Below are 25,893 nucleotides of genomic sequence, written 5' to 3' on the forward strand. Positions count from 1 at the left end.
ATGGCAAAACTTGTCAGCCATAAGCATAAGATACGGCTGACAGTTAATCGTATTAACGTTTTTTCTTTTTACGCCCTGGTTGCGTAAAGCGTTTACGAGATGCAGTATCCGTTGTTGCTTTTGATTTATTTCCTGCGTTTGGCTTACTGTTGCCTTTTCCACTCGCGGGTGTTTTAGCTTTTACAGGTTTCTTCGGCTTGGCATCTGCTTCTGATTTTTCAATCATTTCAAATAACTTAATTAACTCATCATCAGTTAAGTCTCGCCATTCCCCTAATGGGATCCCCGAAAGACCCACATTCATAATTCTAACACGCTCTAATTTCGTGACCTCAAAACCAAAATGTTCACACATACGGCGAATTTGACGATTAAGTCCTTGAACTAAGGTAATACGAAATACAAATGGTGCTTCTTTTTTCACCTTACATTTCTTGGTCATCGTTCCTAGGATCGGTACGCCAGCTCCCATCCCTCGAATAAACTCTTCTGTCACGGGTTTATTGACGGTAACCAAATACTCTTTTTCATGCTCATTGCCAGCGCGTAAGATCTTATTAACCAGATCACCGTGGTTAGTTAAAAAAATCAAGCCTTGTGAGTCTTTGTCTAGACGACCAATAGGGAAGATACGTTTACTGTGGTTCACATAATCGACAATATTATCTTTTTCGCCACTTTCGGTGGTACTCACTATACCAACTGGCTTGTTCAGTGCAATTAGCACCAAATCTTCTTCATTTCTTGGTTCAATAAGTTGCCCATTCACTTTGACAACATCACCACTAAAAACTTGATCGCCAATAGCCGCGCGTTTGCCATTGATAAAAACATTACCTTGTTCAATGTAGCGATCTGCATCACGTCTTGAGCAAATACCACTTTCACTAATGTATTTGTTAAGACGTGTAGAAGATTGAGTTTGCATGGTTACCCTCTGTAATCTGCATCGCAGGAGCTCTTTTCTCCCAATATTAGAAAGCCGTAACAGTGGATACCATTACGGCTTGTTAGAAGCGCACATTCTCTGTGACTTCTATACTCCTCATACTTCAAGATGCAAGCATTTCGTTAAGGTATGCCACGCCTCGAATTATTTAGAGTATATATTATTAACGTTTTTTCAAATGCTGCATTAAACGCTTACGTTTACGCAGCTGAGTAGCCGTTAACTGATTCTTTTTGTTTGCATAAGGGTTTTCGCCCTCTTTAAATTGAATACGAATCGGTGTTCCCATCACCTGTAATGAACGACGGAAGTAGTTCATCAGATAACGTTTATAACTATCTGGTAAATCAGAAACTTGGTTGCCATGGATCACAACAATTGGTGGGTTATGGCCACCTGCGTGCGCATATTTCATTTTAACGCGACGACCACGGATCAATGGTGGTTGGTGCTCATCTTCCGCCATTTTCATGATACGTGTCAGTAAAGCCGTACCTACACGGCGGGTGGCTGACTCATAAGCTTCTTGAACAGATTCAAATAAGTTACCAACACCGCTACCATGTAATGCAGAAATAAAATGGATACGTGCAAAATCAACAAAGCCAAGACGTAATTCGAGCATGTCTTTTACATGATCGCGATCTTCAGGCTTCATACCATCCCATTTATTAACGGCGATAACTAAAGAACGACCTGCGTTCAAAATAAAACCTAATAACGATAGGTCTTGGTCAGAAATCCCTTCGCGTGCATCGATAACCAACAATACAACGTTAGCATCTTCGATCGCTTGTAATGTTTTAATCACTGAGAATTTTTCAACAGTTTCAGTCACTTTACCGCGTTTACGGACCCCTGCCGTATCAATCAAAATATACTCGCGTTCATCACGCTCCATTGGGATATAGATGCTATCACGTGTTGTACCTGGCATATCAAATACCACAACACGATCTTCACCAAGGATACGGTTTGTTAGTGTAGATTTACCGACATTTGGCCGCCCCACTATCGCCAATTTGATTGGCAATGTGGTTGGGTCGAAATCATCTTCTTCGTCCTCGAATTGCGCATTTTCCTCTTGGGCTGCCCAGTAAGCGGCATTTTCTTCTTCTTCGGTCAGCTTAACGTCTTCTTCGACTTCAATAAAAGGCTTCAGTGATTTTTCAATTAACTGTGTTACACCACGACCATGCGATGCGGCAATAGAATGGATTTCACCTAAACCTAAAGAATAAAAATCACCAATTGCACTATCAGCATCGATACCATCTGTTTTATTGGCAACTAAATAAGTTTTTTTCTTACGGCTACGTAGATGCTTGGCGATCCCCTCGTCCGCAGGCATTAACCCTGCTCGTGCATCGACCATAAATAGAACCACATCAGCTTCTTCAATCGCTTGCAATGATTGCGCAGCCATATGGGTTTCGACACCTTCCTCGGTGCCATCGATACCACCGGTGTCGATAATAATAAATTCATGCCCTTCTACTTCAGCACGACCATATTTACGATCACGAGTCAGACCGGGAAAATCCGCTACCAGTGCATCACGGGTACGGGTTAATCGGTTAAATAACGTGGATTTTCCTACGTTTGGACGCCCAACCAGCGCTACGACGGGTATCATTATTTGATGCCTCACTACTTTAATTAACTAAAAGAATTTTGTGTCGTGACTAAAATAAACACAAAAAACAAAAAACGAAACGGCTCCTACATCAGGAACCGTTAATTTTATAGAGAAATTGGTGACTTGTCAGAAAATTAACGCGTCAACAGATAAACTGTGCCGTTTCTTGTCTGGATCATAAGTTTATCACTGGCTACCACAGGACGGCTATGGATACCTGAGCTGTTGAGCTTGTTTTGTGCCACAAAACCACCCGTGCTCATATCCAACCAATGCAGATAACCTTCTTTATCACCAACAACAATGTAGCCATTGTACATTTCTGGAGCGCTCAAATTACGGTTTAATAAACCTTCTTGCGTCCACAATGTCACACCATCACTCTTACGAACGGATAGAACGCGGTCATTTTGATCAACAAGGTAAAGATTTTCACCCGACAACACCATATTGTTGACAGAACCGAGATCGCGTTTCCATTTGATTTGGCCTGAACGCATATCTAATGCGGCTAACGTTCCGTTATAAGCAATTGCATAGATCATACCGTCATCAATAACTGGCGTCATATCCACATCATCCAAGCGACCAATTTCAGTAGAGCTGGTCACTTGAGAAATGCGTTGCTGCCAAATTAATTGGCCTTGTGACAGTAATACCGCGCTCACGCGACCATTGTCACCACCCACAATTGCTGCACCATATGCCACACTTGGTGCTGACTCGCCTCTCACGGACAGTGATGGGGTATCCATATTCACTGTCCATTTGATTTCACCGTTGTTCTCATCAAGTGCTTGTAACATTCCATTACTGGTATGAACAATCACAAAACCGTTACTGGCGACCGGACGAGAAAGTGCTTCACCTGCAACTTCCACATCCCAAACAACTGATCCATCTTCTTTGTTTAGAGCAATGACGGTTCCACGCTCAGTGCCAATATAAATATGATCACCAGAAACGGTTAACCCACCTGATAGCAGTGCAGATAAGTTGGCAGAAAGAAAACCTGTACGCTTAGAAAGATCAACAGACCAAATTTCTTTACCACTATCCAGTTCAAATGCTTTCACTAACCCTTTGCGATCAGCCGCATAGATTGAGCTACCATCCCAAACTGGCGATAAATCAGAATAAAATTGTTCCACACCATTACCGACTGATTTATCCCAAACGATAGATGGCGTAAATTGATTTTCAACCTGTGGGAGTGGTGCCATAACGATAGAATCAGTTTCGCTGGAACAACCGGCAAGTAAAGCTGAAGCGACTAGGCCAATCAAAAGTGTTTTCCGCAACTGCATGTTAATCGTTTCCTTTCTACGTTATGTTATGAATTAATTAGACACGTTATTCAGTTTAAGGGTAAGGAGACCTTTAAGGGTCTGTGATCCTTCACTATCTAGCCCTTGTGTATATGCAGCTTTAGCGCCTGCTATATCACCTTTTTGAAGTAATGCATCCCCACGAACATCTTGTGCAGCAGCCTGCCATGATTTCGCTTTAATATTACCAATAGACGCTAGCGCTGCATCTGCATTACCAAGCGCAAGTTGTACTCTAGCTAAACGCAAATTAATTAAATCTGCCATATCTTCCGTTTTGGCTTTCTCTAAAGCATTTGCTAATGACTTTTCAGCCATTGCTAAGTCGCCTTTATCAACCGCGACCTGAGCCAGTTCTAAACCAATCATCGCGCTATAAACATCATTGGTTTCTGCTGCAAATTTTTGTGCAGCCTCAATCCCTTGAGCTGAACCTGAGTGCAGTTGAGTGCTAACGTTTTCAAATTTTTGTGCGCTTTCTTGCAGTACATTCGTTTTATGAGACTGCCAATAGTTCCACCCAAAAACAGCACCAACACCTAAAACAAGCCCAACAACTAACGCAACACCATTATTAGCAAAAAAGCGTTTAATCGCATCAACTTGATCATTTTCGTTTGTATAGACTTCCACTTGTCTCTCCTTAACCTAACAGTTCAGCTAAACGCTGGGCTAAATGCTGTTGTGAAATCGTTTCTTGCTCACCTGTGCGCAAATCTTTAACACCAACTTGGTTATTTAAGATTTCATCATCGCCTAAAATCAAGGCAATTTTAGCGCCTTGTTTATCTGCGCGCGCTAATTGTTTCTTAAAATTACCGCCGCCGTGGTTTGTCATCACACGCAGTGTTGGTAACGCATCACGGACTTGTTCTGCTAACATTAACGCTGATTTTTGACTATTTTCACCAAATGATGCCAAATAAACATCGGTCACTGATTCATCAGCAGTAAAACTTGGGTTAAGGTCTTTAACTAATAAAACCATACGTTCCATACCCATTGCAAAACCAACTGCTGGTGTTGCACGACCACCCAACTGTTCAACTAGGCCATCATAACGACCACCGGCACATACTGTACCTTGTGAACCTAATGCCGTTGTTACCCATTCAAACACGGTGCGGTTATAATAATCAAGACCACGAACTAAGCGCTGATTGACACGATATCCAATACCTGCCGCATCCAATAATTTACATAAACCATCGAAATGCTCTCGCGATTCATCATCTAAATATTCAAACAATTCAGGTGCGTCATTAAGTAATGTCTGCACCTCTTTATTTTTCGAATCCAAGACACGCATTGGGTTGGTGTACATACGACGCTTGCAATCTTCATCGAGTTTATCTTTATGTTGCTCAAGGAACTCAACTAATGCTTCGCGATAACGTGCACGTGCTTCTAAAGAGCCAATCGAGTTCAACTCTAACGTGACATGTTCACTGATGCCTAAAGCACGCCACCAACGCGCAGTCATCATAATCACTTCAGCGTCAATATCAGGACCGGCTAGACCAAAAACTTCTGCCCCCAGCTGGTGAAATTGACGGTAACGCCCTTTTTGCGGACGTTCATGACGGAACATTGGCCCAAGATACCATAAACGCTGTTCCTGATTGTACAGCAAACCATGCTCTATACCTGCGCGGACACAACCGGCAGTATTTTCAGGGCGCAAAGTGAGGCTGATTGGCTCTTTATCGCTTTCTTGGCGATCGATAAAGGTATACATCTCTTTTTCAACCACATCGGTCACTTCACCAATTGCCCTACTAAATAGCGGGGTATGCTCTACAATCGGGGTACGAATTTCACTAAAGCTATATCCTTGTAAGATATTTTTAAGAACTGCTTCAATTTTCTGCCAGACTCGAGTGTCTGCCGGCAGGTAATCGTTCATGCCACGAACGGCCTGGATATTTTTTGCCACGTTATGTCTCTATTTTCAGAATCGAATAAACTCGATTATAAAAGCGAAATGTCATTGGGTTCAATCGACAAACAACAATATTCCTGCTCAATCGGGAATTATCTGTGCTTTTGCGATAGATAGCGTTAGTTTTTACTCTACAATATGCGGATTTAATAGGCTAAATAGAGATAAAAACAAAAACTGGCTCGCAAAGAGCCAGTTATTTGACAACTATTTTTCTATTTGGTTTATCTCTATGCGATTACTTTCATCCAGCATTGCTGCTTTTGCGCGAATTTTCGCCTCAAGCTGATCGATAATATTATCATTATCGAAACGCTCTTTCTGACGTTTACCGTCTTCATAGAAACCACTTTTCGTTTTAGCACCAGCGACACCAAGAGTGGATACCTCTGCCTCGCCGGGGCCATTGACCACACAACCGATGATTGAAACATCCATTGGGGTAATAATATCTTCTAAACGCTGTTCTAATGCGTTCACAGTACCAATAACATCAAACTCTTGGCGTGAACAAGTTGGACAAGCGATAAAGTTAATTCCACGAGAACGAATACGCAGTGATTTAAGAATATCAAAACCAACTTTGACTTCTTCAACAGGATCGGCTGCCAGAGAAATACGCAGCGTATCCCCGATCCCTTCAGATAACAGCATACCAAGACCAATTGCTGATTTTACTGAACCAGAACGAGCGCCACCGGCCTCAGTAATACCTAGGTGTAACGGCTGGTCAATTTTCTGGGCAAGAAGACGATATGAGCCAACGGCAAGAAAAACATCGGATGCTTTAACACTAACTTTAAACTGATCGAAGTTTAATCTATCTAAAATATCCACATGGCGCATTGCCGATTCAACTAATGCTTCAGGTGTGGGTTCACCATATTTCTCTTGAATATCTTTTTCAAGAGACCCCCCATTAACACCAATACGAATAGGGATATTGTAATGACGCGCACAGTCAACAACTTGACGGATACGCTCTTCACTACCAATGTTACCCGGGTTGATGCGTAAACAATCAACCCCATATTCCGCCACTTTTAATGCAATACGATAATCGAAGTGGATATCGGCAACCAAAGGTACATTAACCTGTTGCTTAATTAACTTAAATGCCTCGGCAGCATCCATCGTCGGAACAGAAACACGTACGATATCAACACCGACACGCTCTAATGACTGTATTTGGCGTACCGTTGCATCAACATCTGTCGTACGGGTATTGGTCATAGATTGAACGGCGATAGGTGCACCATCGCCAATAGGGACTTTACCTACATATATTCGGGTGGATTTACGTCTTTTAATCGGTGATTCATTATGCATTTTAATTTAACTCTCCGGACATCCATGTGCTCTTAAACACTGTTGTGTAGTAATAATCATTGCTTCAATTATCACTATACACAAAAACGCAAACTGCAAACTATCACATTTGATGTTTTAGGATACAGTTTACGTCTTCAATTCTTCGCTTTATACCTTGGCCTTATGCTTCAGGGACTTTCAATTTAGCAGGGCGATTTGCCTTAATAAAACGACTTAAATCAACAACATTACCATTGAACTGTGCATCCACGTTTGCTGGCGCACCAATATTTAAACGGTAAGGAGGAGTACCTTGTAAGTCGAGCTTATCGCCATTATTTTTTGTGCCACTAAACAAAATTTTATTATTAGCATCACGGACTTCAAGCCAGCATGGGCCTTTAAAACTCATCACTAATGCATCTTGAACCACAGGAGCGGCTTCAGGCTCATCATGAGTTTGAGCGCGATCGACTGTGACAGTTGTATTGGGTGCGTTTGGTAATGGCACTGTTTTAACAGGCTGCGATTCCATGACTTGAGTATCGATAGGTTGTGCGGGTGCTAAATCAATCGGTGTACTTTCCGCGGTCAGTGGCGCATTAATTGCAGAATTATCAGGAACGTCGCTCGGCGATTCGGTTGAGTTTTCAACATTGTTTTGTTGAGAAAGGATCAAATCATTTTGATTTGCCATCGTCGTTAACTCACTTTTTTGTGCCTGATGATCTTGCCACCACCACACACCGACCATTGCAATTAATAAAATCACAATCAGCCAAGTGACTTTCATTAGCCAGCCTTCACGTTTCTTACGTTTTTTACCTAACGAATAGCTTTGCATAGATGAAACCGTTGACACTGCAATCGGCTCATCGGTTTTTAATAACGCGTTTAATTCACTTTCAGCGACATTTACCATGCGCGCATACAGACGCATATAACCGCGCAAAAACGTGGGTTCAACACCAGCAGGCTTTATATCTTCATCGATTTCTCTTACCGTACTCACCTTAAGACAAAGACGCTCAGCGACCGCCTCTTGCGTGAGCCCCATACGCTCACGAGCCTGAGATAATAGTTTTCCTACAGTGATTGGGGTTTGTTCGGTATTGTTATCGATAGTCATTTGCTGGCAACACTGTTTCCGAGTGAATGAAATATAAAGCTATTTATCCTAAGCTTTATTCGTAATAATCCTAATGTGACAATTAAATTAATATCATCACCTACAAAACATTGTAGGTGATGAGGGGCATTTTGCCTATCCATAAAATGATCTAAATGATAACTAGACCAAATGTTTAACACTCAACTATTAACATCAGACTGCTTTAACCTTGATAGGTTCCCCAGCCATGCGTTTTTTCAATGTCCGTTTTGTTCTGTCAATCACTTCACCCGCTAATTGACCACACGCGGCATCTATATCATCACCGCGAGTTTTACGCACTATCGTTGTAAAACCATACTCCATTAACACCTTAGAAAAACGGTCAATACGACTATTTGAGCTGCGACCATAAGGTGCTCCTGGGAACGGGTTCCAAGGGATCAAATTGATTTTACTTGGCGTATCTTTTAAGCATTCCGCTAATTGATGCGCTTGTTCAGTACTATCATTAATATGATCAAGCATCACATATTCCACAGTAACGCGGCCACCATTAGCATTCGATTTTGCAAGATAGCGCCTAACACTGCTTAAAAAGGTTTCAATATTGTACTTTTTATTAATTGGCACAATATCATCACGCACATCGTCGGTTGGCGCATGCAATGAAATTGCTAAAGCCACATCAATCATATCGCCGAGTTTATCTAAAGCAGGCACAACACCCGAGGTTGATAAGGTGACACGACGTTTAGATAAGCCAAAACCGAAATCATCCATCATGATTTCCATTGCTGGCACGACATTATTTAGGTTCAATAATGGTTCGCCCATTCCCATCATCACTACATTGGTGATTGGACGACGACCACTGGATTTCAACGAACCAATAATTTTTGCAGCACGCCAAACTTGCCCAATAATTTCTGAGACACGTAAGTTACGGTTAAACCCTTGCTGTGCGGTTGAGCAGAATTTACATTCCAGAGCACAACCTACTTGTGAAGAAACACATAAGGTTGCACGATCATCTTCTGGGATATAAACCGTTTCGACCTGTTGGTCACCCACAGTGATCGCCCACTTAATTGTGCCATCCGCAGAACGCTGTTCTTCGGCAACTTCCGGTGCACGGATTTCAGCGACTTCCTTCAGTTTCGCTCTTAGAACTTTGTTGATATCTGTCATTTGATCAAAATCGTCATAACAGTAGTGATAAATCCATTTCATTACTTGGTCAGCACGGAATGGTTTTTCACCCATTTGCGCGAAGAATTCACGCATCTGCTTACGATTTAGATCCAGCAGGTTAATTTTTTGTGAGTTAGTTTCTGGTATGACAGAAATAGCTGAGGAAGTTGCACATTGTGCACTAGTAGTCATGTCGGACATTTTGAGTTGCCTCGTTGTTACACTTTCGGCGAGTGCTATTAAAATAGCACAACGTTAATAATAAAATCGCCCTGTTAACAATTATATTAACAGGGCGACGCATTGTACAAACTTTATAGGAATAATGCTAATGCATTACACCAGTTTATCACTTAGCGTGGGCAGATTTCATCTTCTGCAAAAAAATACGCGATTTCGCGGTTTGCTGATTCGATAGAATCTGAACCGTGAACGGCGTTTTCAGTGAAGCTATCTGCATAATCAGCACGCAGTGTACCTGCTAGCGCGTTATCTGGATTAGTTGCACCCATTAGGTCACGGTGACGTTGAACTGCATTTTCACCTTCAAGAACTTGCAACATGATTGGACCAGAAGTCATGAACTCAACCAGACCTTCGAAGAAAGGACGGCCTTTGTGTTCCGCGTAAAAACCTTCTGCTTGTTCACGGGTCAAATGCAGCATTTTGGCGGCAACGATTGAAAAACCAGCGCTTTCAAAGCGGTGATAAATTGCACCAATTGCGTTTTTCTTCACTGCGTTTGGCTTAATAATAGAAAATGTACGTTGAACCGTCATAAATAACCTCTTTAGCGATATCGTGACTTTTACCCTGCGTTCTCAACTTTTCTTCAAGTAAATCAAAACGGAAAGTAGATGTCAGTTGTAGTTTTTTATAATGTATACTCGTAATACTTCCAGTTGCAGCCTTGTTGGTTGCATCTTGAATACTTTAGAGCATCTATATTCTGATGACCAGCACCAGAAAATAAGGCGTTGATTATAGGGGCTACGATTACAATTTCCTACAGTCACATCAACATTTTGTTAAACTTTTTATAGCAAAAAACACTATTTTTTTGGCTAAGTCACACTTTTAATTTGCTACTTCACTTTAAAGTCCACTGACGTGACTTGTCCACCCAAATCTAAAACCGATATCTGATAGCTACCCGATTTCTCCAGTGTCAATAAAATAGTGCCATTATGGTTAGTTTCTTGAACTTGTTCTCCATTTAAAAACCACCACTGACGACCTTGCCCACCTTGAGTGACTAAACGCAGATCTAAACTCGTTTTTCCCGGTAATCGCTGTAACACTTCTCCGCTACGAACGCCTGATATCAGTAGTGGTGGCATTTCAGCCCGTAACGGAGGACATTCAGGATCTGCTTTTGGTAAACGATTTATCCTTTTTTCACCAACAGGCAACCATGACTCTAAGGTTATCGGCCATAAATGGATCTCTTTTTCGGTTGCATTTGGGCAATCTGAAGCAACTTGCAAACCTTGACTGTTAACCCACACCTTTTGGCGTAAACCAAGCAAAGATTCTTGATCCTTAGCCATCAATGTCGGTGGAATAGTATTATCTAAAATCCAACTCAAGCGACGCTGCCGGCAATTGCTATCTTCTTTTGGCAGTGTAGTGCCACTTGGCCAACAAATCACCGCTTGACTGACACTAGCTGGCCGCGGATCTTTTGGCATCGATAGATGAGATTGATATAAACGAGCCAGTAATAGGTTATTGACTTGATTCATAATCGGGATCGCGGTTGCATAACCATACTGCCCCGCTACAGGCGTGCCATCAGGCCGCCCCACCCAAACGCCTATTGTATAGCGAGGGTTCACACCGATAGCCCATGCATCGCGGTAGCCATAACTCGTTCCCGTTTTCCACGCTAAATTGACTTGCGCGGTTAAACTACTATCCGGCACAGGACGCGCTTCGCCGCCCATAATACGACGAATAATCCATGCTGCCCCCGGTGACATTAATTGGCGATCACGCAATACGTCTGTGGGTCGATAACGTAAAGGCGATACCTTACCTTGACGAGCAAAGCCGCTATAAGCAGACACTAAATCATCCATGCGAGCCGCTGTTCCGCCTAAAATCAGTGATAAATTAGGTTCACTCGCTAATGGGAAACGTAATTCAGTACCTACGTTACGTAATTTAGCCGTAAAACGCTTACTGCCATAAACATCAAGTACTTGTACAACGGGTAAGTTCAAGGAGCGTACTAATGCATCACTGACACTTACTGGACCATTAAATCCAGTATCAAAATTGCCCGGTCGATAATCATCAAAACGCCGCGGCACATCTTGCAGTAATGACTCTGCATGGATCAAACCATCATCCATTGCCAATGCATATAAAAATGGTTTTAACGTAGAGCCTGGTGAACGCCATGCCGTGATCATATCAACATGGCCAAAACGGCTATTATCTTGGAAATCAATTGAGCCAATATACGCTTTTACACTCATATCGGTATGATCGACCACCAGCAGCCCCAGTGATGTCTGTTTTGGCAACTGATTTTTCCAATTCATTGCCATATCTTCTAATTGACGCTGTAGCCCTGCATCAATAGTTGTTTCAATGATTGAGTCTTGAACATCTTTGACGACGCGTCGTGCCAGTAATGGCGCTGAATTTGGACTTTTACGCGGTGCCAACCAAATTTGTTCTTGTTTAATATCCGTTATTTTCTCTATCGGCCAAACTTGATACTCAGCCAATCTATCAAGTACTTTGTCACGCGCTGCTTGAGCCCTTAAGGGATAGCGATCTGGCCTTAGACGACTTGGTGCTTGAGGTAGCACAGCAAACAATGCCGCCTCCCCAGAGGTTAATTTATCAGGTGCTTTATTCAAATATACCCAACTCGCCGCACCTATTCCTTCAATCGTTCCGCCATAGGGTGCACGATTGAGATACATTTCTAATATTTCATTTTTTGAATAATGATATTCAAGCTGAGCTGTTCGCCATAGTTGCTTTAATTTACCCGTGACTGTTCTATCGTGAGGATCAACTAGCCGCGCCACCTGCATCGATATCGTGCTACCACCCGAAATAATGCGCCCAGAACTGACGTCCTGCCATAATGCTCTGAGTAATGAGAAAGGATTAACCCCCGGATGGTTATAAAAGTGACGATCTTCGTAGGTGAGTAACGCTTCAATAAATTCAGGTGAGACCTCATCTAATTTTACCGGATAACGCCATATTCCCTCTTTATCCGCAAAGCGCCAAAGCGGTGTGCCATCTGCGGCAACTACCGTGCGTGCCATCTCAATTTGTTTGATGGGTAATGGCCATATTTTATCAGCCAATACAAACAAGAGAGGCAAAAAAATCACCAAGAAGAGCAAAGTCAACCCAGTGCGTCGTAACCCTTTTTTCATAGATGGATGTACCGCAAAGAAATAGCCCTTATACTCGTCATACTTATAACTCACAGTATAAGGGCTTGCTCAAGATTAACGAACGATTTCTAGTTGACCATTAGCATTACCAACAGCACGCCATTCAGGAACATACATTGATTCCACTTGTGGAACTGGAACATTGTAGACGCCTGGGGTTACTGCACGCGCTAAATACACTAATGTCGTTGGCTTATATTGCTGAACTTCAACAGCAGCAACAAAACGGTCATCACGATATTCCATGTGACTAATTTGTGCTTGCTGCATGTCATCAATCACTTCTTGTAAGTTCGGTGCCGTTTCACTGAGATTAGCACTACTATTAGCAAGGTTTTGATTTTCTAATTCTAAACCTGCTGGCAGTAAATCAACCACTAATGCATCAGGTACTCTTTGAGTCGCACTGACGTCTAATTTAACCACCACCATTTCACCCGTTCTTAAACGATCAAGTGAAATTGGCTTACCTTGTAAATCTAAATAGGTACGTTTTACATTCAGTACGTTAGAACTTGGACTCGGTGTATACATCGGATAACCCACGACGTTCACACGACTATATAATGTGTTGGTACCCGTATTTTCAATGCTATAACCTGTTTGCAGTTGCTCTTTAGTTAAAAATTCATTGACTGGTTTGTCTGAAGACATCGGTGGTTGTTGACCGTTGATCACCGCTTTCCATGGTGACTCCGTATCATTGACATAATAACGACCTGCTAAGTACAACGCGTTACTTTCTTGAGTTGAGAAGTATTGCTGTGATACTAGGTTATTTGACAATGTTTGCAATTTTTGGTCACGTGATTTCGGCATCAATTGATGTTCATTCAGTAAGGCGACAATCAATGCATCATCACGAATTATTGAACCATAATCACCATCATAGCTGTAACGAGCTCGTTGTTTTTTCAAACCATCAACAATTGCGCTATCACCGCGTGTTTTATCTCCCATCAAGTTCAGTGCAACACCCAATTGAACCAGTGATAAGCCACTATTAGCTTCATTGGCTCTTGAGTACAGTTGACGTAACGCGCCTAAAGGTGCTTTTTGTTGAGTTGCTAATACTAAACCAGCGTAAGATTGCGCGGCAAAACGCGATGCGGCTTGGTTATCAGTATATGGATAGTTAATTTGATTGCCATCTTGCAAATAGCTTAAGAGGCGGTTGTTTGCGTTAGCAATAGCGTCTTGAGGTACTGAATAACCACGTTGGTTTGCTCGATTTAAGAAATCTGCTGCATATGCAGTTAGCCAATATTCCTCATTGCCATTACGATCCCATAAAGCGAATCCCCCATCGGTACGTTGCATACTTAATAAATGTGGAATACCAACTTCAATTGCCTTACGACGGTCTTCATCCGTTTGCGACTTCACACCCAACTTAGACAGCTCTGCCTGTGAAGAATACAATGATGGATATAAACCACTGATGGTTTGTTCAAGACAACCATATGGATAGGCAAATAGCTCACGAATATAACGAGCAATTTGTAATGGCGGACGGCTAGTTAACAGAACCTGCCCTTCTAGGGTGTCCGTTGATAAGCCACGTAAATCCTCTATTGGTAATGACCACTGCTCACCCGGTTCAACCGCAATCGCATAAGAAATCGTTTCTGCTGGTTGTGCTGGGCGAACACCCACTTTCCAACTATTGCTGTATTCTTTCAATGATTCACCCGGCAAATTAATACCATTGATTGTCATTGAAACTTCACCTTCGCCATACCCATAATCAGCACTGACAGGTAAAGTGATAGTGGTACGCTTGCCTTTAACTAATGACAGTTCTTTTGATGTAGGCCCTTCTAATTTCACCATACCTGATGCTTTGAAGGTTACCGTAACATTTTGCGTATTATCCGTGGTATTGGTTAAATCTAAAGCAAAGTATGATTTATCACCACCAGCCATAAAACGCGGCATAGACATTTGTGTTACTAATGGTGCAGCAACAACCACTTTACTGTCCGCATGGCCAAAGTCTTTTTCATTCCACGCTTGTGCCATTACACGTAATTCGCCATTAAAATCAGGAATTGCCAGTGTAATTTCACCTTCACCGTTTTTATCTAATGTTACAGGTTTAGCTTGCTCTGCAATGATTTGGACTTCGGTCAATGGTTTTAGGCCACCACGTTCTAACGCCGCATCTTCACTGTCACCACCAAAACGTAAACTCGCTAATTTGCCTTGTCCTTCAATCAGATGACCATATACATCATATTGGTCAACGCTATAGCGTTTGCGGCCAAAGAAGGCATCATACGGATCAGGGGTTTTAAAATCAGTGATATTTAATACACCTGTATCAACAGCAGACAATAAGACGTTAACTTGTTCAGGCAAAGGCTTACCATCTTGCGCCGTTGCTTTCACTTTCACAGTCAGATCTTGATTTGGTCGCATCTTAGTCGGTGCATTCAACGTTAAACCAATTTTACGGTTTTCATCTGCCAATGGCACATGAAGTACGCCGATCGCACGTTTCACTGTCGCCTCTTTTGAATCATCTCCCGGACGTACAACTACGGCTGTGATATAGAGGTCATGACGTGCCCATTCTTTGTTTACAGGAACGTCGATTTCCATGCCTTTTTCAGGCACATCAATTTCTTGCCACCACAGTGGGCCACTACTTGATTCAAGTAAAATATAACCTTTACCTGCTTTAGGCGATTCAATGTGAACTTTTGCTTTTTCTCCCGGTAAATAAGCCGGTTTATTCAAACTGAGTTTGACCTGATCAGGACGTACGGCACCATTACCACCTACGTTATCTTGCCACGAATATCCAGCCCAAAACTGTATGCTGCTGACTAATTTGTTATCTTCATTTATCACTTCAAGACGGAAAGAGCCCCAATCAACGGGGAACGAGACTTTTGCAGTACCCTCTTTTTCAATCTTGATGTTTTCATTTGCCATCACCAAATCTTTTTGATCGTAATTTGATGTCCAGCCGCCACTTTCTGACCAACTCCAAAAATAGTCACGACGCTCATAGACAAGACGAGTCGTTAAATTTTCAGCTGATAATTTATTTCCTGCGGCATCAGCAAAGACCAATTCGAACTCAGCAAGTGAGTTTTCATCAACATTGTAGCGTTTGCTATAACGACCTGTACGATAGTCATAAATTTCTTTTTTATTGAACAGAGGGCGAATACCCACTAAGGCATTTGCAGGCCATACTGACTGTTCGGCACGACGCGTGACAGGTCTACCACCCGCTTCCAACAAACTCGCTTGAGCGACAACCTTAATTGGTGAACGCAGCGATTCCCAATTGCTTTGTGGAACGGCAATGACGGTTTCCCCGCTATCATTCAAGGTCAGATCGAATTCATCCAACTTGCGTTGCAGCCCTTCTTCACTTTCAAAACCAAACTCAAAGCCCGGTAATTTAGCAACAGCTTCACGATCAGGACGGATCAATATTTGCCCTTGTAATTCATTACCAGCTGCTGGTGCGCCATATAAATAACGCCCTTGAATATCAAATTCGACAGGTTGGTTGTTCAGTATCGGTTTGTCTTGTGCCGTAATGTCTAATGCCATACGCTCAGGCATAAAATCTTCGACATTAAACTTGTAGTAACGCAGAGGTGAGCCATCACCTAAATCAAAACGTAATGACCAATTACCTGTTTCTGCTGATTTTGGGATCTCATACTGATATTGATACAAACCATTTTGATCTTTTTCAGGCTGCCACACAAAACTTCTAACCACTTGGCCATCGGTTTTTAATACATCGACTTTGACTGGCTGTGCTTTGATTGGGTTTCCATCACCATCACGCAATAAACCATTAACCAGTAACAGCTCACCTGGACGATACAGATCACGAGGACCAAATACAAAAAACTGTTTCGCATAACCCACTGGACCTGAAATATCAAATTCAGATAAATCAAGCGCAGGTTGGGTCAGGTCAATCATACTTGTTTGACCATTTAAAGTTGCCAGAAGTAATTTCCCTCCAGCTAATTTATCTAATTTGGCGTGGCCCTCACCATCGGTCGTCGCCTTATTCACTAACTGGCCTTTCTCATCCAGTATGCGTAACTCAACCCCTTTTAATGCGGAGCCTTTTGCCAATGATTGTGTAAATACATCAACTTGGTCTTGATAGCTGTGTAGTGACACACCGATATCACTCAGTGTAAATACCGTTGCAGGGAATTGATAACTATAGCTACCCGCCTTTTGCATGATCGCTAAATAGACACCATCTTGTTGCAATTCTTTGATATCTTTTAACGGTAATAAAATATTCTGGCGAGTATTCTTTTCTGGGTTGAGATCAAAACGGCCTGTATAGGCTAATTTGACCTTATCGAGAAACTCTTCTGAATACCAATATTCGTAATTACTACGGTATTGCCACATTGCTAAAAATTGCGGGAGCTGCTCTTCATCAATGCGGAAAAAGTTAACATCAACTTTATCAACATTAAGCGCCATCACAGGTAGCCCTTGCGCAACTTTACTTGGTAATAAAGAACCTTTGCTAGCAAAACCCACGGTAGGGATAATTTGAGCAGTTTGGATTTTTTTCTCAAATGGCGCAGTGATTGTACGCTCATTAACCGCTTTGATCCCCGTATTAACGGTTAAATTTAGCTCTCTTGAAGGAGGTAAGTGGCGAAAGCGTAACTCCATCTGATTATCAGAGAGTTCCCATGCTCCATCTAGCTTTCCTGTTTTTACATCAATGAGATTCAAAAACTGACTAAAATCTTGGTTTGGCTCTAGAGGCACAGAGAAAGTCACCACCATTGCGCTGGCACCGTCTAATTGCAGTTCAGATGCATCGAGGATGGTCACATCTTTACCAGCATAGCGTTTGATCATCTCTTCTTTTGAAAGTTTCGCTGCCGTTTTGTTTTCTGCCGCAACTGGTGCGGTCTTAGTTTGATTTTCTGCCGCTGAATTTTTTTCAGTCGCGACATTGGTTTCTTTTTTGCTTGTATCGTCTGTATTATCACAACCCGTTAATGCAATGACAGATGCAAGAGCCGCTGCAATATAACGTTTTTTTGTTTTTAAACCCGCCAATGAAGCCCAACTAAAATGTTGATTCATGACCGACTCTTCCTTTTATAGTTAAATTTATTGAGCTGTACTTCCAATCAATATGTTGAAAGCAACAAAAATTTTGACCTGATAATAAAAATAGGCGAAGACTGAAATAGTTTGTATCAATCGGTTGTATAATTTAACAGAGAGGGGACCTAGCACCTATCAGACAAAACGGAAAAATAGCGTGATATTCTGTGTAATTAGTTATTATATTTCTTTAAATTAAATAAATTATTATTACTCACAGCCTGTATATTGTATTCATTGCACTTAAAATAATTAAGCCAGTTACAAAGACTCAGCCTCTAAATCAAGTAACACATAAGCATCCTATTTATACTCAAAATAACTCGGGGTTTAGCTAGCAGGCAGCAAGTGAGTGTGACGCTAGAGAACCCTAGAAAACGATGTGACTAGTGCGAAAAAATGTAGTCAATACCGACTGTAATTTTAATTATGCCTTGCATAACAAAAACTTATGCTTAAACCTTACTTTCTTAGCAATAGCTAAACAAAGCATAACTATTCATATTATTGTAGCGAAATAAGATCTTCTCGGCTTAACCCAGTACTTTCCATGATGAGTTCAAGACTAATACCATTTTTTAAAAGGGCTCTGGCTGTAGCGAGATTCGCCTCATATTTACCTTTCTCAATTCCTTTTTCGATTCCTTTTTCAATTCCTTCTTCTAGACCTTGCTGATGCCCTTTCTCCCAGCCCACTTTTATGCCTTTATCTTGCAAACGTTGTGCGATACTCATAATAGCCTCTTGATATTTTTCAACCTGATCACATAATTGTTGAACCACTTCCTCAACATTTGGTGTATCTATCGTAGCAAATAAATAATTGAGAATAGTGATGACATCGCTATCAGTATTATAGTTGCGATTGATCGCTTGGGCTATTAAAGATATTACGTGTTCATTTTTATCTCGCAAATGTTTATGTTTCATCACCAATTCCATAATCGCCACCTTACGGAAATTGATAAAATCATTATCATCCACCACCGTTACATCAACCAAAGGAAAACAGCCTGTATATAACTGGTTTGCGACACTCGCTAATGGGAAGCAATCTGTCCATAGTTGCGAATAAGGGTAAGGAGAAGTATCTCCATGGTAGAACAAGATAGGCACAACTAGCGGTAAATCTTTATGCCCTTGTTGCAAGTGTTGATTCATCGCCAAAAAAGCGTAGTGCATTAATCGCCATGCCATTAACTTATCTGGAGTTGATTGATGCTCAACAAGTAAGTAAATATACCCGTCACCTTCTGTCGTTTGCACCGAGTACAACACATCAGATAACCGTGAGCGTAACTGTTTATCGACAAAAGAGGAGTTCGTTAATGTGAGCGTGTTAAAATCACATAACGTACTAATGTGTTCTGGTAAATGAAAGTGAAAAAAATCTTTAGCATTCTCGACCTGAGACATAAAACTTTTAAATGCTGCATCGTGGACTGAATGTTTGTGTGCCTTCTTCATTACTGAGCCTTATCTGCGCAAACCAGTCAACAATGCATATTGTTTGTGGCTGCTTTAGGTTATCACTGTAGAAGGGTAATCGTGTTTCAAATGACTGCTAATCTCGTAATACAGCAATATTTATTGCTAACGCTATTTTCCATAGATAAATACCCTAAATAATTCAAGTTGCAGCTAGGCGATAAGTGAACGTAATCGACATCGCTGTAACTTGAAGTATGACGGGTATAGACGATGTGCCCCACTGCTTGTCATTGCCCGAAAAGCGTATCATTAGGAGTATAAAAGAGTCATTAATCGCTCAGTTAACTTAGCGCTAAAGTTTCTCCGAAAAAAATTAAATTTGGCGTTTATAGAGGATCACAACTGATGGTGGGATAATGGGTTCTTACCGAACCCATGACTGTATTTATTTGGTATTTTTAACTGGGATGGTATCACGTAACCAACTGCCTAATTTACGTTGGTAAAAAGGCTCAATATGCTCAGTGATAAAATGGCTAATCCCTTTTTCTGCTTCATTGACTAAGCAGAAATCAATAGACTCATTATCTTCTAGGTAATCACAAGCTAAGGTGCCAGCCTGATGAATAATTTCATCAATATTTTCAGTCCCCGGAACAAACTCTAACGCGACCATTAAAATAGCTTCACCACTATCATGGTTCTCTTCTTGAGCGGACACAATAAAAGCACGACGTACAACTTTATGTTGTTTAAAACACGCTATTAATGCTTCAGTCAATGCTGCGGGTTCATTTTCTAGCGCACTTAGCTTTAATGATGAACCTTGGGGAATAGTTAATTCAGTAAATTCGATCTCATTGTCAGCGTTCGATAAATGATTATTTTCAGATTGCTGCGACATATCGATGCCCTATAGGAAATATAAAAATGATGGCAACTATAATAAAAAAACAGGCACAAAAAGTCGCCCTTTTCATGCCTGTTTATTGATTTTAATACTGCTTAGCCTGCTTTTTTAACTAACAAATTCGCAATAGTTCTAACACCAATCCCTGTAGCCCCTTCAGCCCACAGGCTCACCGGTGATTTACGATAAGTTGCAGAACAATCGATATGGATCCAGTTTTGGCGATAGTTTTCAACAAAATGAGATAAAAATGCCGCTGCGGTACTCGCACCTGCGGTATGAGATGGCGCAGCAATATTATTTAGATCAGCAAAACCCGATGGCAATTGCTGACGGTGAAACTCAGCTAATGGTAAACGCCAGAATAATTCATGTTCCAATTCTGAGGAATCCATTAATTCCGCAACAAATTTATCGTCAAAGCTAAGAACTGAATGGTAATCATTACCTACCGCAGTTTTTGCCGCCCCAGTCAATGTTGCTGCATCAATAATTAAGGATGGCTTTTCTTTACATGCATCAATTAAACCATCAGCAAGAACTAAACGACCTTCTGCATCAGTATTCATCACTTCAACAGATTTACCGTTACGATAACGAATAATATCGCCTAATTTAAACGCATTACTGCTTACCATGTTATCTGCTAAGCAAAGGAACAATTTAACACGTTTTTTCAATCCACGTTTAATCGCTAATGCCAACGAACCCACTAATGTTGCTGCTCCGCCCATATCTGCTTTCATTGAATTCATTGAGGAAGAAGGTTTAATACTGTATCCCCCTGAATCGAAAGTAATCCCTTTTCCTACTAGGCAGGCAAATACAGGCGCATTCGCATTCCCCGTTGGGTTGTAATCTAGTGCTAACAACGCCGGTGGGCGATTTGAACCACGGCCAACTGTGTGGATCCCCGCATAACCTTGTTCAACTAAATCATCACCTTTTATAATGCGATAGCTAATATTTTCTGCACCCACATGACATAACAAATCAATGGCACGTTGTGCTAACTGCTCAGGGCCCAATTCTTCCGCTGGCGCATTGATCACATCGCGTACCCAATCAATGGTACGGATACGGTTTTCTAATTCTTTACGCTCCGCATCGGCGAGTACTGGCCATTCAATCGTTCTCGCCCCTTTTGGCGCTCTAAAACCTTGCCAAAATGCCCAACTTTTTTCCAGATCCCAACCGTCACCAATAAGGGATACGTTGCGAATACCTTGGCTATCTAATTTGCGTCCCGCACTTTGCACCGCACATAGCTTACCCGGATGTTTTAAGTGGATAGTGATCCCTTTATCACCAGAGCTGATTAAAGCGCCTTCACCCCAACACGGTGCTGCTGCTTCAAATGAAATCATTACTGGCATAATTTGTTTTGTCATCGTTTCTCTCACTTTAGCTATTGTTGCGAGTAACTTTATCAATTTTTACCCGCTGATATGAGTAACTTAACCGATTCGCGGTCAAACAGATATCAATATAGTGCTGATTAAATGGAAAAACCGGACTACAAGTCCGGTTTACTCACTTAACGGAATAGTTATTCGAATTCATCCAGCCAAACTAATAAAATCGCTTCCAAGATCTTTTCGTTCGATTTTTGAGGATCATCATCAAAATCGTCTAAATCACATATCCATTGATGCATGTCTGTAAAGCGAACTGTTTTTGGATCCACATCAGGATAGGCATCATACAGTGCTTCGCCAATTTCTCGGCTATTTGACCATTTTAGGCTCATATTCGCTTCTCCGTGCAGTTGAATTAATGCTCACGAGCATGGTTAATCGTGTATTTAGGAATTTCGACCACTAAATCTTCATCTGAAACTCTCGCTTGGCAGCTCAAACGGCTTTCTGGCTCTAATCCCCATGCTTTATCCAACATGTCATCTTCTAATTCACTACTTTCTTCCAGTGAATCAAATCCCTCGCGAACAATACAATGGCAAGTTGTACAAGCACATGATTTTTCACATGCATGTTCAAGTTCAATACCAATACGTAATGCAGCATCTAAAATTGACTCACCGTCTAGTGCATCAACAACCGCACCTTCCGGACATAATTCAGTATGAGGTAAAAAAACTATTTTAGGCATAATTATATCTCATCCACAGAATGGCCTGACAGCGCCTGACGAATAGAAGCATCCATTCGGCGAGCCGCAAACCCCTGTGTTTGCTTATCCAGTTGTTTAATGGCATTTTCAATTGTGGTAGGGTCTGTACCTTCTACCGCTTCAATTAATGCATTGACTGCATTATCAATCGCTGACTCTTCGTCGGTAGTCAATAAATTAGCATCTTGCTCTAATGCACTAGTCAGGCTTTCAAGCACTCTGGCAGCTTCAACTTTTTGTTCTGCCAAACGGCGCGCATTAAAATCATCTTGCGCATTAGACATCGAGTCTTTAATCATGTTGGAAATTTCAGTGTCAGTTAAACCGTATGAAGGTTTTACCTGAATAGAGGCGGCAACACCTGTTGATTTTTCCATTGCACTCACACTCAGTAGACCATCTGCATCAACTTGAAAGGTAACTCGTATATGTGCACCACCCGCTGGCATAGCAGGAATGTCACGAAGGGCGAAGCGCGCAAGTGAACGGCAATCAGAAACCATTTCACGCTCACCTTGTACCACATGCACCGTCATTGCTGTTTGGCCATCTTTGAATGTGGTGAATTCTTGTGCTCGGGCTACAGGGATCGTGGTATTGCGTGGGATCACTTTTTCCACTAATCCCCCCATAGTTTCAAGACCTAAAGATAGCGGAATAACATCCAGTAGTAGCATGTCACTATCTGGTTTATTACCTACTAAAATATCAGCCTGAATTGCTGCGCCAATCGCAACCACTTTATCAGGATCAATTGAGGTTAAAGGTAACTTACCAAAAAATTCACCCACTTTATCTCTAACTAATGGAACACGAGTCGACCCCCCAACCATCACAACATTGAGTACCTCTTCGGCGTCTACTTGAGCATCTTTCAACGCACGTCTGCATGCCATGAGTGTACGCTTTACATGTTTTTCTATTAGTTGCTCAAACTGTGCACGATGAATTTCGCCCTGCCATTGTGGCAACGATATTTGTACGCTATCTGTATCACTCAGCGCAATTTTCGCTTCAGTTGCCGCATTGAGTAGTTGACGGTTTAAACGGTGATCCCCTTGGCTAACAATGCCCGCTTGTTCAGCGATCCATTCCGCCAATACTTGGTCAAAATCATCACCACCTAATGCAGTATCGCCGCCCGTTGCAAGCACTTCAAATACACCACGACTTAAACGTAAGATAGAGACATCAAAGGTTCCACCGCCAAGGTCGTAAACGGCGATCACCCCTTCTTGCCCTGAGTCAAGACCATAGGCGATAGCCGCCGCAGTTGGTTCGTTTAACAAGCGCAATACATGTAATCCAGCCAAGCGAGCTGCATCTTTGGTACCTTGACGTTGGGCATCATCAAAATAAGCAGGAACGGTGATCACAACACCATCCATTTCACCACCTAACGTCTCTTCAGCTCTTTTAGCAAGCGCTTTTAATATGTCAGAAGAAACTTGAATAGGATCAACTTGCCCACAGACCGTTTGCATAAATGGTAAACCATTTTCACTCGCAGTGAGCTGATACGGTAAATCAGGATAGCGTTTTTGAATGTCGACCAATGAGCGTCCCAGTAGGCGTTTCACTGAAATAATCGTATTCACAGGATCAAGCTCTGCACGTTGTTTAGCTTCCCAGCCCACCTGTTTGTTATCAGCTTGATAATTCACCACTGATGGCAGTAAATAACGGCCTTCATGATCAGGCAATACCGCAGCTTCGCCACTGCGTACAGTAGCAATTAAAGAATGGGTGGTACCCAGATCTATTCCAGCAGCAAGCTTACGTTGATGCGGAGCAGCAGTCATACCTGGTTCACTGATTTGAAGTAAAGCCATAATTATTTCTCTTAAAAATCGTCCAGTAATCGCTCTTCGAGCTGCTCAGCTTGCTGCTGTAATCGGTCAAGAAAACGTAATTTACGCACAGTATCTGCGGCCTGCTCCCATTGCTCTTCATCAAGCTGCGTCACCATGATAGCCGAACGTGTCTTTTGCATTTGTTGTACATTTTTTATAAAATCCACAAGCAAATCAGCAGCATGAGCGTTGCTTTCGATATTATCGAGTTCTTCACGTAGCTCAAGTTGTTCCATCAAAAAAGCGGTGTCATGCATCGTATGCTGTTCATTATTAATATCAATACCTTGTAACAACAACATGTATTCTGCACGTTTTAATGGATGACGAAGAGCTTGATAAGCTGCGTTGATTGTTGCAGCTTGTTGGAGGGCTTGCATTTTTTCCTGTTCGGTACAGGTTGCATAACGATCTGGATGATATTGACGCTGTAACGATTGAAAACGTTGAACTAGTTGCTCGCTGTCTATCGTATAGCTAGGTGTAAATCCAAAAAGAGTAAAATAATCCATAAGTATTTAGTTTCTCGAACTGAAATACCAATGCAAATCCATGAAAACGACTTGTTATAAAGTGTCACGAAGAGTGCATTGGTCAAAATGTTGTCTATACTCGTCATGTTATAAATCACTCAGAGCATATAGAAAGTATTATACGTGAAAGCTTTCCCCACAACCGCATTCACTGCTGACATTGGGGTTATTAAATTTAAAACCTTCGTTCAAACCTTCTTTGACAAAATCCAGTTCAGTACCATCTAAATAGACGATGCTTTTACCATCAACGATGACTTTCACGCCTTTATCTTCAAAAACGGTATCTTCTTCATTGATCATATCAGCGAATTCGAGAATATAAGCCATACCTGAGCAGCCAGAAGTTCTAACACCAAGGCGTAAACCTTCGCCTTTACCTCTGCTCGCTAGAAAAGCTTGAATACGTTGCGCAGCGCTTTCTGTAAGAGAAATAGACATTGCAAACCTCACTATAGAAACAAACAAGGCAGATACTATTTTACGCTTAGTACCCACCCTAAAATATCATTATTTAGAGTATATACTGGCCTATAATGTAGCCGCATAGGTTTTATTTATTTATTAGTCCTGATGCGGCTCGTTGGCCTGTGTTAAAAGCCTTATTTGCCTTGGCGTTTGCTTTTATAATCCGCGATGGCAGCTTTAATTGCATCTTCAGCCAGAATTGAGCAGTGAATTTTCACTGGTGGCAATTCTAACTCTTCTGCGATAGCTGTGTTTTTAATTGATTCTGCTTCATCTAAGCTTTTGCCCTTCATCCACTCAGTCACCAGTGAACTGGATGCAATCGCAGAACCACAACCATAAGTTTTAAAGCGAGCATCTTCAATAATGCCTTCATCACTCACTTTGATTTGCAATTTCATTACGTCACCACACGCTGGCGCACCAACCATACCGCTGCCAACACTTGGGTCGTTATTATCGAATGAACCCACGTTGCGTGGATTTTCATAATGATCGATGACTTTTTCGCTATATGCCATTTTTAAACTCCTGAAGCT

The 25,893-nt window shown here is 41.7% G+C and carries 20 protein-coding genes; all 20 read right to left on the reverse strand.

Annotation, left to right across the window (positions count from 1 at the left end; genetic code table 11):
• Positions 1-52: 52 nt before the first annotated feature.
• The 20 genes from rluF to iscU all read right to left on the reverse strand — a co-directional run bounded on the left by rluF (position 53) and on the right by iscU (position 25,875).
• Positions 53-928, reverse strand: a complete 876-nt coding sequence (gene rluF / locus SC428_RS17860) for a 23S rRNA pseudouridine(2604) synthase RluF (protein ID WP_070930071.1) — start codon at positions 926-928, stop codon at positions 53-55.
• 184 nt (positions 929-1,112) lie between these two features.
• Positions 1,113-2,585 carry a ribosome biogenesis GTPase Der gene (gene der / locus SC428_RS17865; protein ID WP_318709376.1) on the reverse strand — a complete coding sequence of 491 codons (1,473 nt, stop codon included), beginning with the start codon at positions 2,583-2,585 and terminating at the stop codon, positions 1,113-1,115.
• 137 nt (positions 2,586-2,722) lie between these two features.
• On the reverse strand, positions 2,723-3,895 hold the full coding sequence (gene bamB / locus SC428_RS17870; RefSeq protein ID WP_070930069.1) for an outer membrane protein assembly factor BamB: 1,173 nt from the start codon (positions 3,893-3,895) through the stop codon (positions 2,723-2,725).
• Positions 3,896-3,928: 33 nt separating this feature from the next.
• A complete protein-coding gene (locus tag SC428_RS17875) occupies positions 3,929-4,549 on the reverse strand; it encodes a YfgM family protein (RefSeq protein WP_070930068.1) in 621 nt (206 codons plus the stop codon).
• A gap of 10 nt (positions 4,550-4,559) precedes the next feature.
• Positions 4,560-5,852 (reverse strand): histidine--tRNA ligase, encoded by a 1,293-nt coding sequence (gene hisS / locus SC428_RS17880; RefSeq protein ID WP_140180340.1) that lies wholly within the window; start codon positions 5,850-5,852, stop codon positions 4,560-4,562.
• Between the two features lie 213 nt (positions 5,853-6,065).
• Complete coding sequence (gene ispG / locus SC428_RS17885; protein ID WP_070930067.1) at positions 6,066-7,187, reverse strand: flavodoxin-dependent (E)-4-hydroxy-3-methylbut-2-enyl-diphosphate synthase; 1,122 nt, start codon at positions 7,185-7,187, stop codon at positions 6,066-6,068.
• 163 nt (positions 7,188-7,350) lie between these two features.
• Entirely contained in the window at positions 7,351-8,298 is a 948-nt protein-coding gene (rodZ, locus tag SC428_RS17890) for a cytoskeleton protein RodZ (protein ID WP_283125710.1), read from the reverse strand.
• A 195-nt stretch (positions 8,299-8,493) separates the two neighbouring features.
• Entirely contained in the window at positions 8,494-9,675 is a 1,182-nt protein-coding gene (locus SC428_RS17895) for a bifunctional tRNA (adenosine(37)-C2)-methyltransferase TrmG/ribosomal RNA large subunit methyltransferase RlmN (RefSeq protein ID WP_318709386.1), read from the reverse strand.
• 152 nt (positions 9,676-9,827) lie between these two features.
• Positions 9,828-10,253 (reverse strand): nucleoside-diphosphate kinase, encoded by a 426-nt coding sequence (gene ndk, locus SC428_RS17900; RefSeq protein WP_070930065.1) that lies wholly within the window; start codon positions 10,251-10,253, stop codon positions 9,828-9,830.
• 306 nt (positions 10,254-10,559) lie between these two features.
• Complete coding sequence (gene pbpC / locus SC428_RS17905; RefSeq protein ID WP_283125708.1) at positions 10,560-12,881, reverse strand: peptidoglycan glycosyltransferase PbpC; 2,322 nt, start codon at positions 12,879-12,881, stop codon at positions 10,560-10,562.
• Between the two features lie 75 nt (positions 12,882-12,956).
• Complete coding sequence (locus tag SC428_RS17910) at positions 12,957-18,005, reverse strand: alpha-2-macroglobulin family protein (protein WP_283125707.1); 5,049 nt, start codon at positions 18,003-18,005, stop codon at positions 12,957-12,959.
• Between the two features lie 528 nt (positions 18,006-18,533).
• On the reverse strand, positions 18,534-19,496 hold the full coding sequence (locus SC428_RS17915; protein WP_272581192.1) for an Rpn family recombination-promoting nuclease/putative transposase: 963 nt from the start codon (positions 19,494-19,496) through the stop codon (positions 18,534-18,536).
• A 409-nt stretch (positions 19,497-19,905) separates the two neighbouring features.
• Positions 19,906-20,364, reverse strand: coding sequence for an enhanced serine sensitivity protein SseB C-terminal domain-containing protein (locus tag SC428_RS17920; RefSeq protein WP_140180329.1), 459 nt, complete (start codon positions 20,362-20,364; stop codon positions 19,906-19,908).
• A 101-nt stretch (positions 20,365-20,465) separates the two neighbouring features.
• Positions 20,466-21,761, reverse strand: a complete 1,296-nt coding sequence (gene pepB, locus SC428_RS17925; RefSeq protein ID WP_070930060.1) for an aminopeptidase PepB — start codon at positions 21,759-21,761, stop codon at positions 20,466-20,468.
• Positions 21,762-21,919: 158 nt separating this feature from the next.
• On the reverse strand, positions 21,920-22,120 hold the full coding sequence (gene iscX, locus SC428_RS17930) for a Fe-S cluster assembly protein IscX (protein ID WP_070930059.1): 201 nt from the start codon (positions 22,118-22,120) through the stop codon (positions 21,920-21,922).
• Positions 22,121-22,143: 23 nt separating this feature from the next.
• On the reverse strand, positions 22,144-22,479 hold the full coding sequence (gene fdx, locus SC428_RS17935; RefSeq protein ID WP_070930058.1) for an ISC system 2Fe-2S type ferredoxin: 336 nt from the start codon (positions 22,477-22,479) through the stop codon (positions 22,144-22,146).
• Positions 22,480-22,481: 2 nt separating this feature from the next.
• The gene (gene hscA / locus SC428_RS17940; RefSeq protein ID WP_283125706.1) at positions 22,482-24,332 is read right to left on the reverse strand and encodes a Fe-S protein assembly chaperone HscA; all 1,851 of its coding nucleotides are present in this window, start codon (positions 24,330-24,332) and stop codon (positions 22,482-22,484) included.
• Positions 24,333-24,343: 11 nt separating this feature from the next.
• Positions 24,344-24,865, reverse strand: coding sequence for a co-chaperone HscB (gene hscB / locus SC428_RS17945; RefSeq protein WP_283125705.1), 522 nt, complete (start codon positions 24,863-24,865; stop codon positions 24,344-24,346).
• 138 nt (positions 24,866-25,003) lie between these two features.
• Entirely contained in the window at positions 25,004-25,327 is a 324-nt protein-coding gene (gene iscA, locus SC428_RS17950) for an iron-sulfur cluster assembly protein IscA (protein ID WP_140180323.1), read from the reverse strand.
• Between the two features lie 161 nt (positions 25,328-25,488).
• Complete coding sequence (iscU, locus tag SC428_RS17955; RefSeq protein WP_070930054.1) at positions 25,489-25,875, reverse strand: Fe-S cluster assembly scaffold IscU; 387 nt, start codon at positions 25,873-25,875, stop codon at positions 25,489-25,491.
• Positions 25,876-25,893: the final 18 nt, after the last annotated feature.

The sequence above is a fragment of the Providencia sp. 2023EL-00965 genome (assembly GCF_033550225.1).
GTDB lineage: Bacteria > Pseudomonadota > Gammaproteobacteria > Enterobacterales > Enterobacteriaceae > Providencia > Providencia manganoxydans.

Excerpts from the sequence above, each read along its gene's own strand:
- iscU (WP_070930054.1), bottom strand. The coding sequence starts at position 25,875 with ATGGCATATAGCGAAAAAGTCATCGATCATTATGAAAATCCACGCAAC.
- rluF (WP_070930071.1), bottom strand. The coding sequence starts at position 928 with ATGCAAACTCAATCTTCTACACGTCTTAACAAATACATTAGTGAAAGT.
- hscA (WP_283125706.1), bottom strand. The coding sequence starts at position 24,332 with ATGGCTTTACTTCAAATCAGTGAACCAGGTATGACTGCTGCTCCGCAT.
- hscB (WP_283125705.1), bottom strand. The coding sequence starts at position 24,865 with ATGGATTATTTTACTCTTTTTGGATTTACACCTAGCTATACGATAGAC.
- bamB (WP_070930069.1), bottom strand. The coding sequence starts at position 3,895 with ATGCAGTTGCGGAAAACACTTTTGATTGGCCTAGTCGCTTCAGCTTTA.
- der (WP_318709376.1), bottom strand. The coding sequence starts at position 2,585 with ATGATACCCGTCGTAGCGCTGGTTGGGCGTCCAAACGTAGGAAAATCC.
- iscA (WP_140180323.1), bottom strand. The coding sequence starts at position 25,327 with ATGTCTATTTCTCTTACAGAAAGCGCTGCGCAACGTATTCAAGCTTTT.
- pepB (WP_070930060.1), bottom strand. The coding sequence starts at position 21,761 with ATGACAAAACAAATTATGCCAGTAATGATTTCATTTGAAGCAGCAGCA.
- SC428_RS17895 (WP_318709386.1), bottom strand. The coding sequence starts at position 9,675 with ATGTCCGACATGACTACTAGTGCACAATGTGCAACTTCCTCAGCTATT.
- rodZ (WP_283125710.1), bottom strand. The coding sequence starts at position 8,298 with ATGACTATCGATAACAATACCGAACAAACCCCAATCACTGTAGGAAAA.
- pbpC (WP_283125708.1), bottom strand. The coding sequence starts at position 12,881 with ATGAAAAAAGGGTTACGACGCACTGGGTTGACTTTGCTCTTCTTGGTG.
- ndk (WP_070930065.1), bottom strand. The coding sequence starts at position 10,253 with ATGACGGTTCAACGTACATTTTCTATTATTAAGCCAAACGCAGTGAAG.
- SC428_RS17915 (WP_272581192.1), bottom strand. The coding sequence starts at position 19,496 with ATGAAGAAGGCACACAAACATTCAGTCCACGATGCAGCATTTAAAAGT.
- ispG (WP_070930067.1), bottom strand. The coding sequence starts at position 7,187 with ATGCATAATGAATCACCGATTAAAAGACGTAAATCCACCCGAATATAT.
- SC428_RS17920 (WP_140180329.1), bottom strand. The coding sequence starts at position 20,364 with ATGTCGCAGCAATCTGAAAATAATCATTTATCGAACGCTGACAATGAG.
- iscX (WP_070930059.1), bottom strand. The coding sequence starts at position 22,120 with ATGAGCCTAAAATGGTCAAATAGCCGAGAAATTGGCGAAGCACTGTAT.
- SC428_RS17910 (WP_283125707.1), bottom strand. The coding sequence starts at position 18,005 with ATGAATCAACATTTTAGTTGGGCTTCATTGGCGGGTTTAAAAACAAAA.
- fdx (WP_070930058.1), bottom strand. The coding sequence starts at position 22,479 with ATGCCTAAAATAGTTTTTTTACCTCATACTGAATTATGTCCGGAAGGT.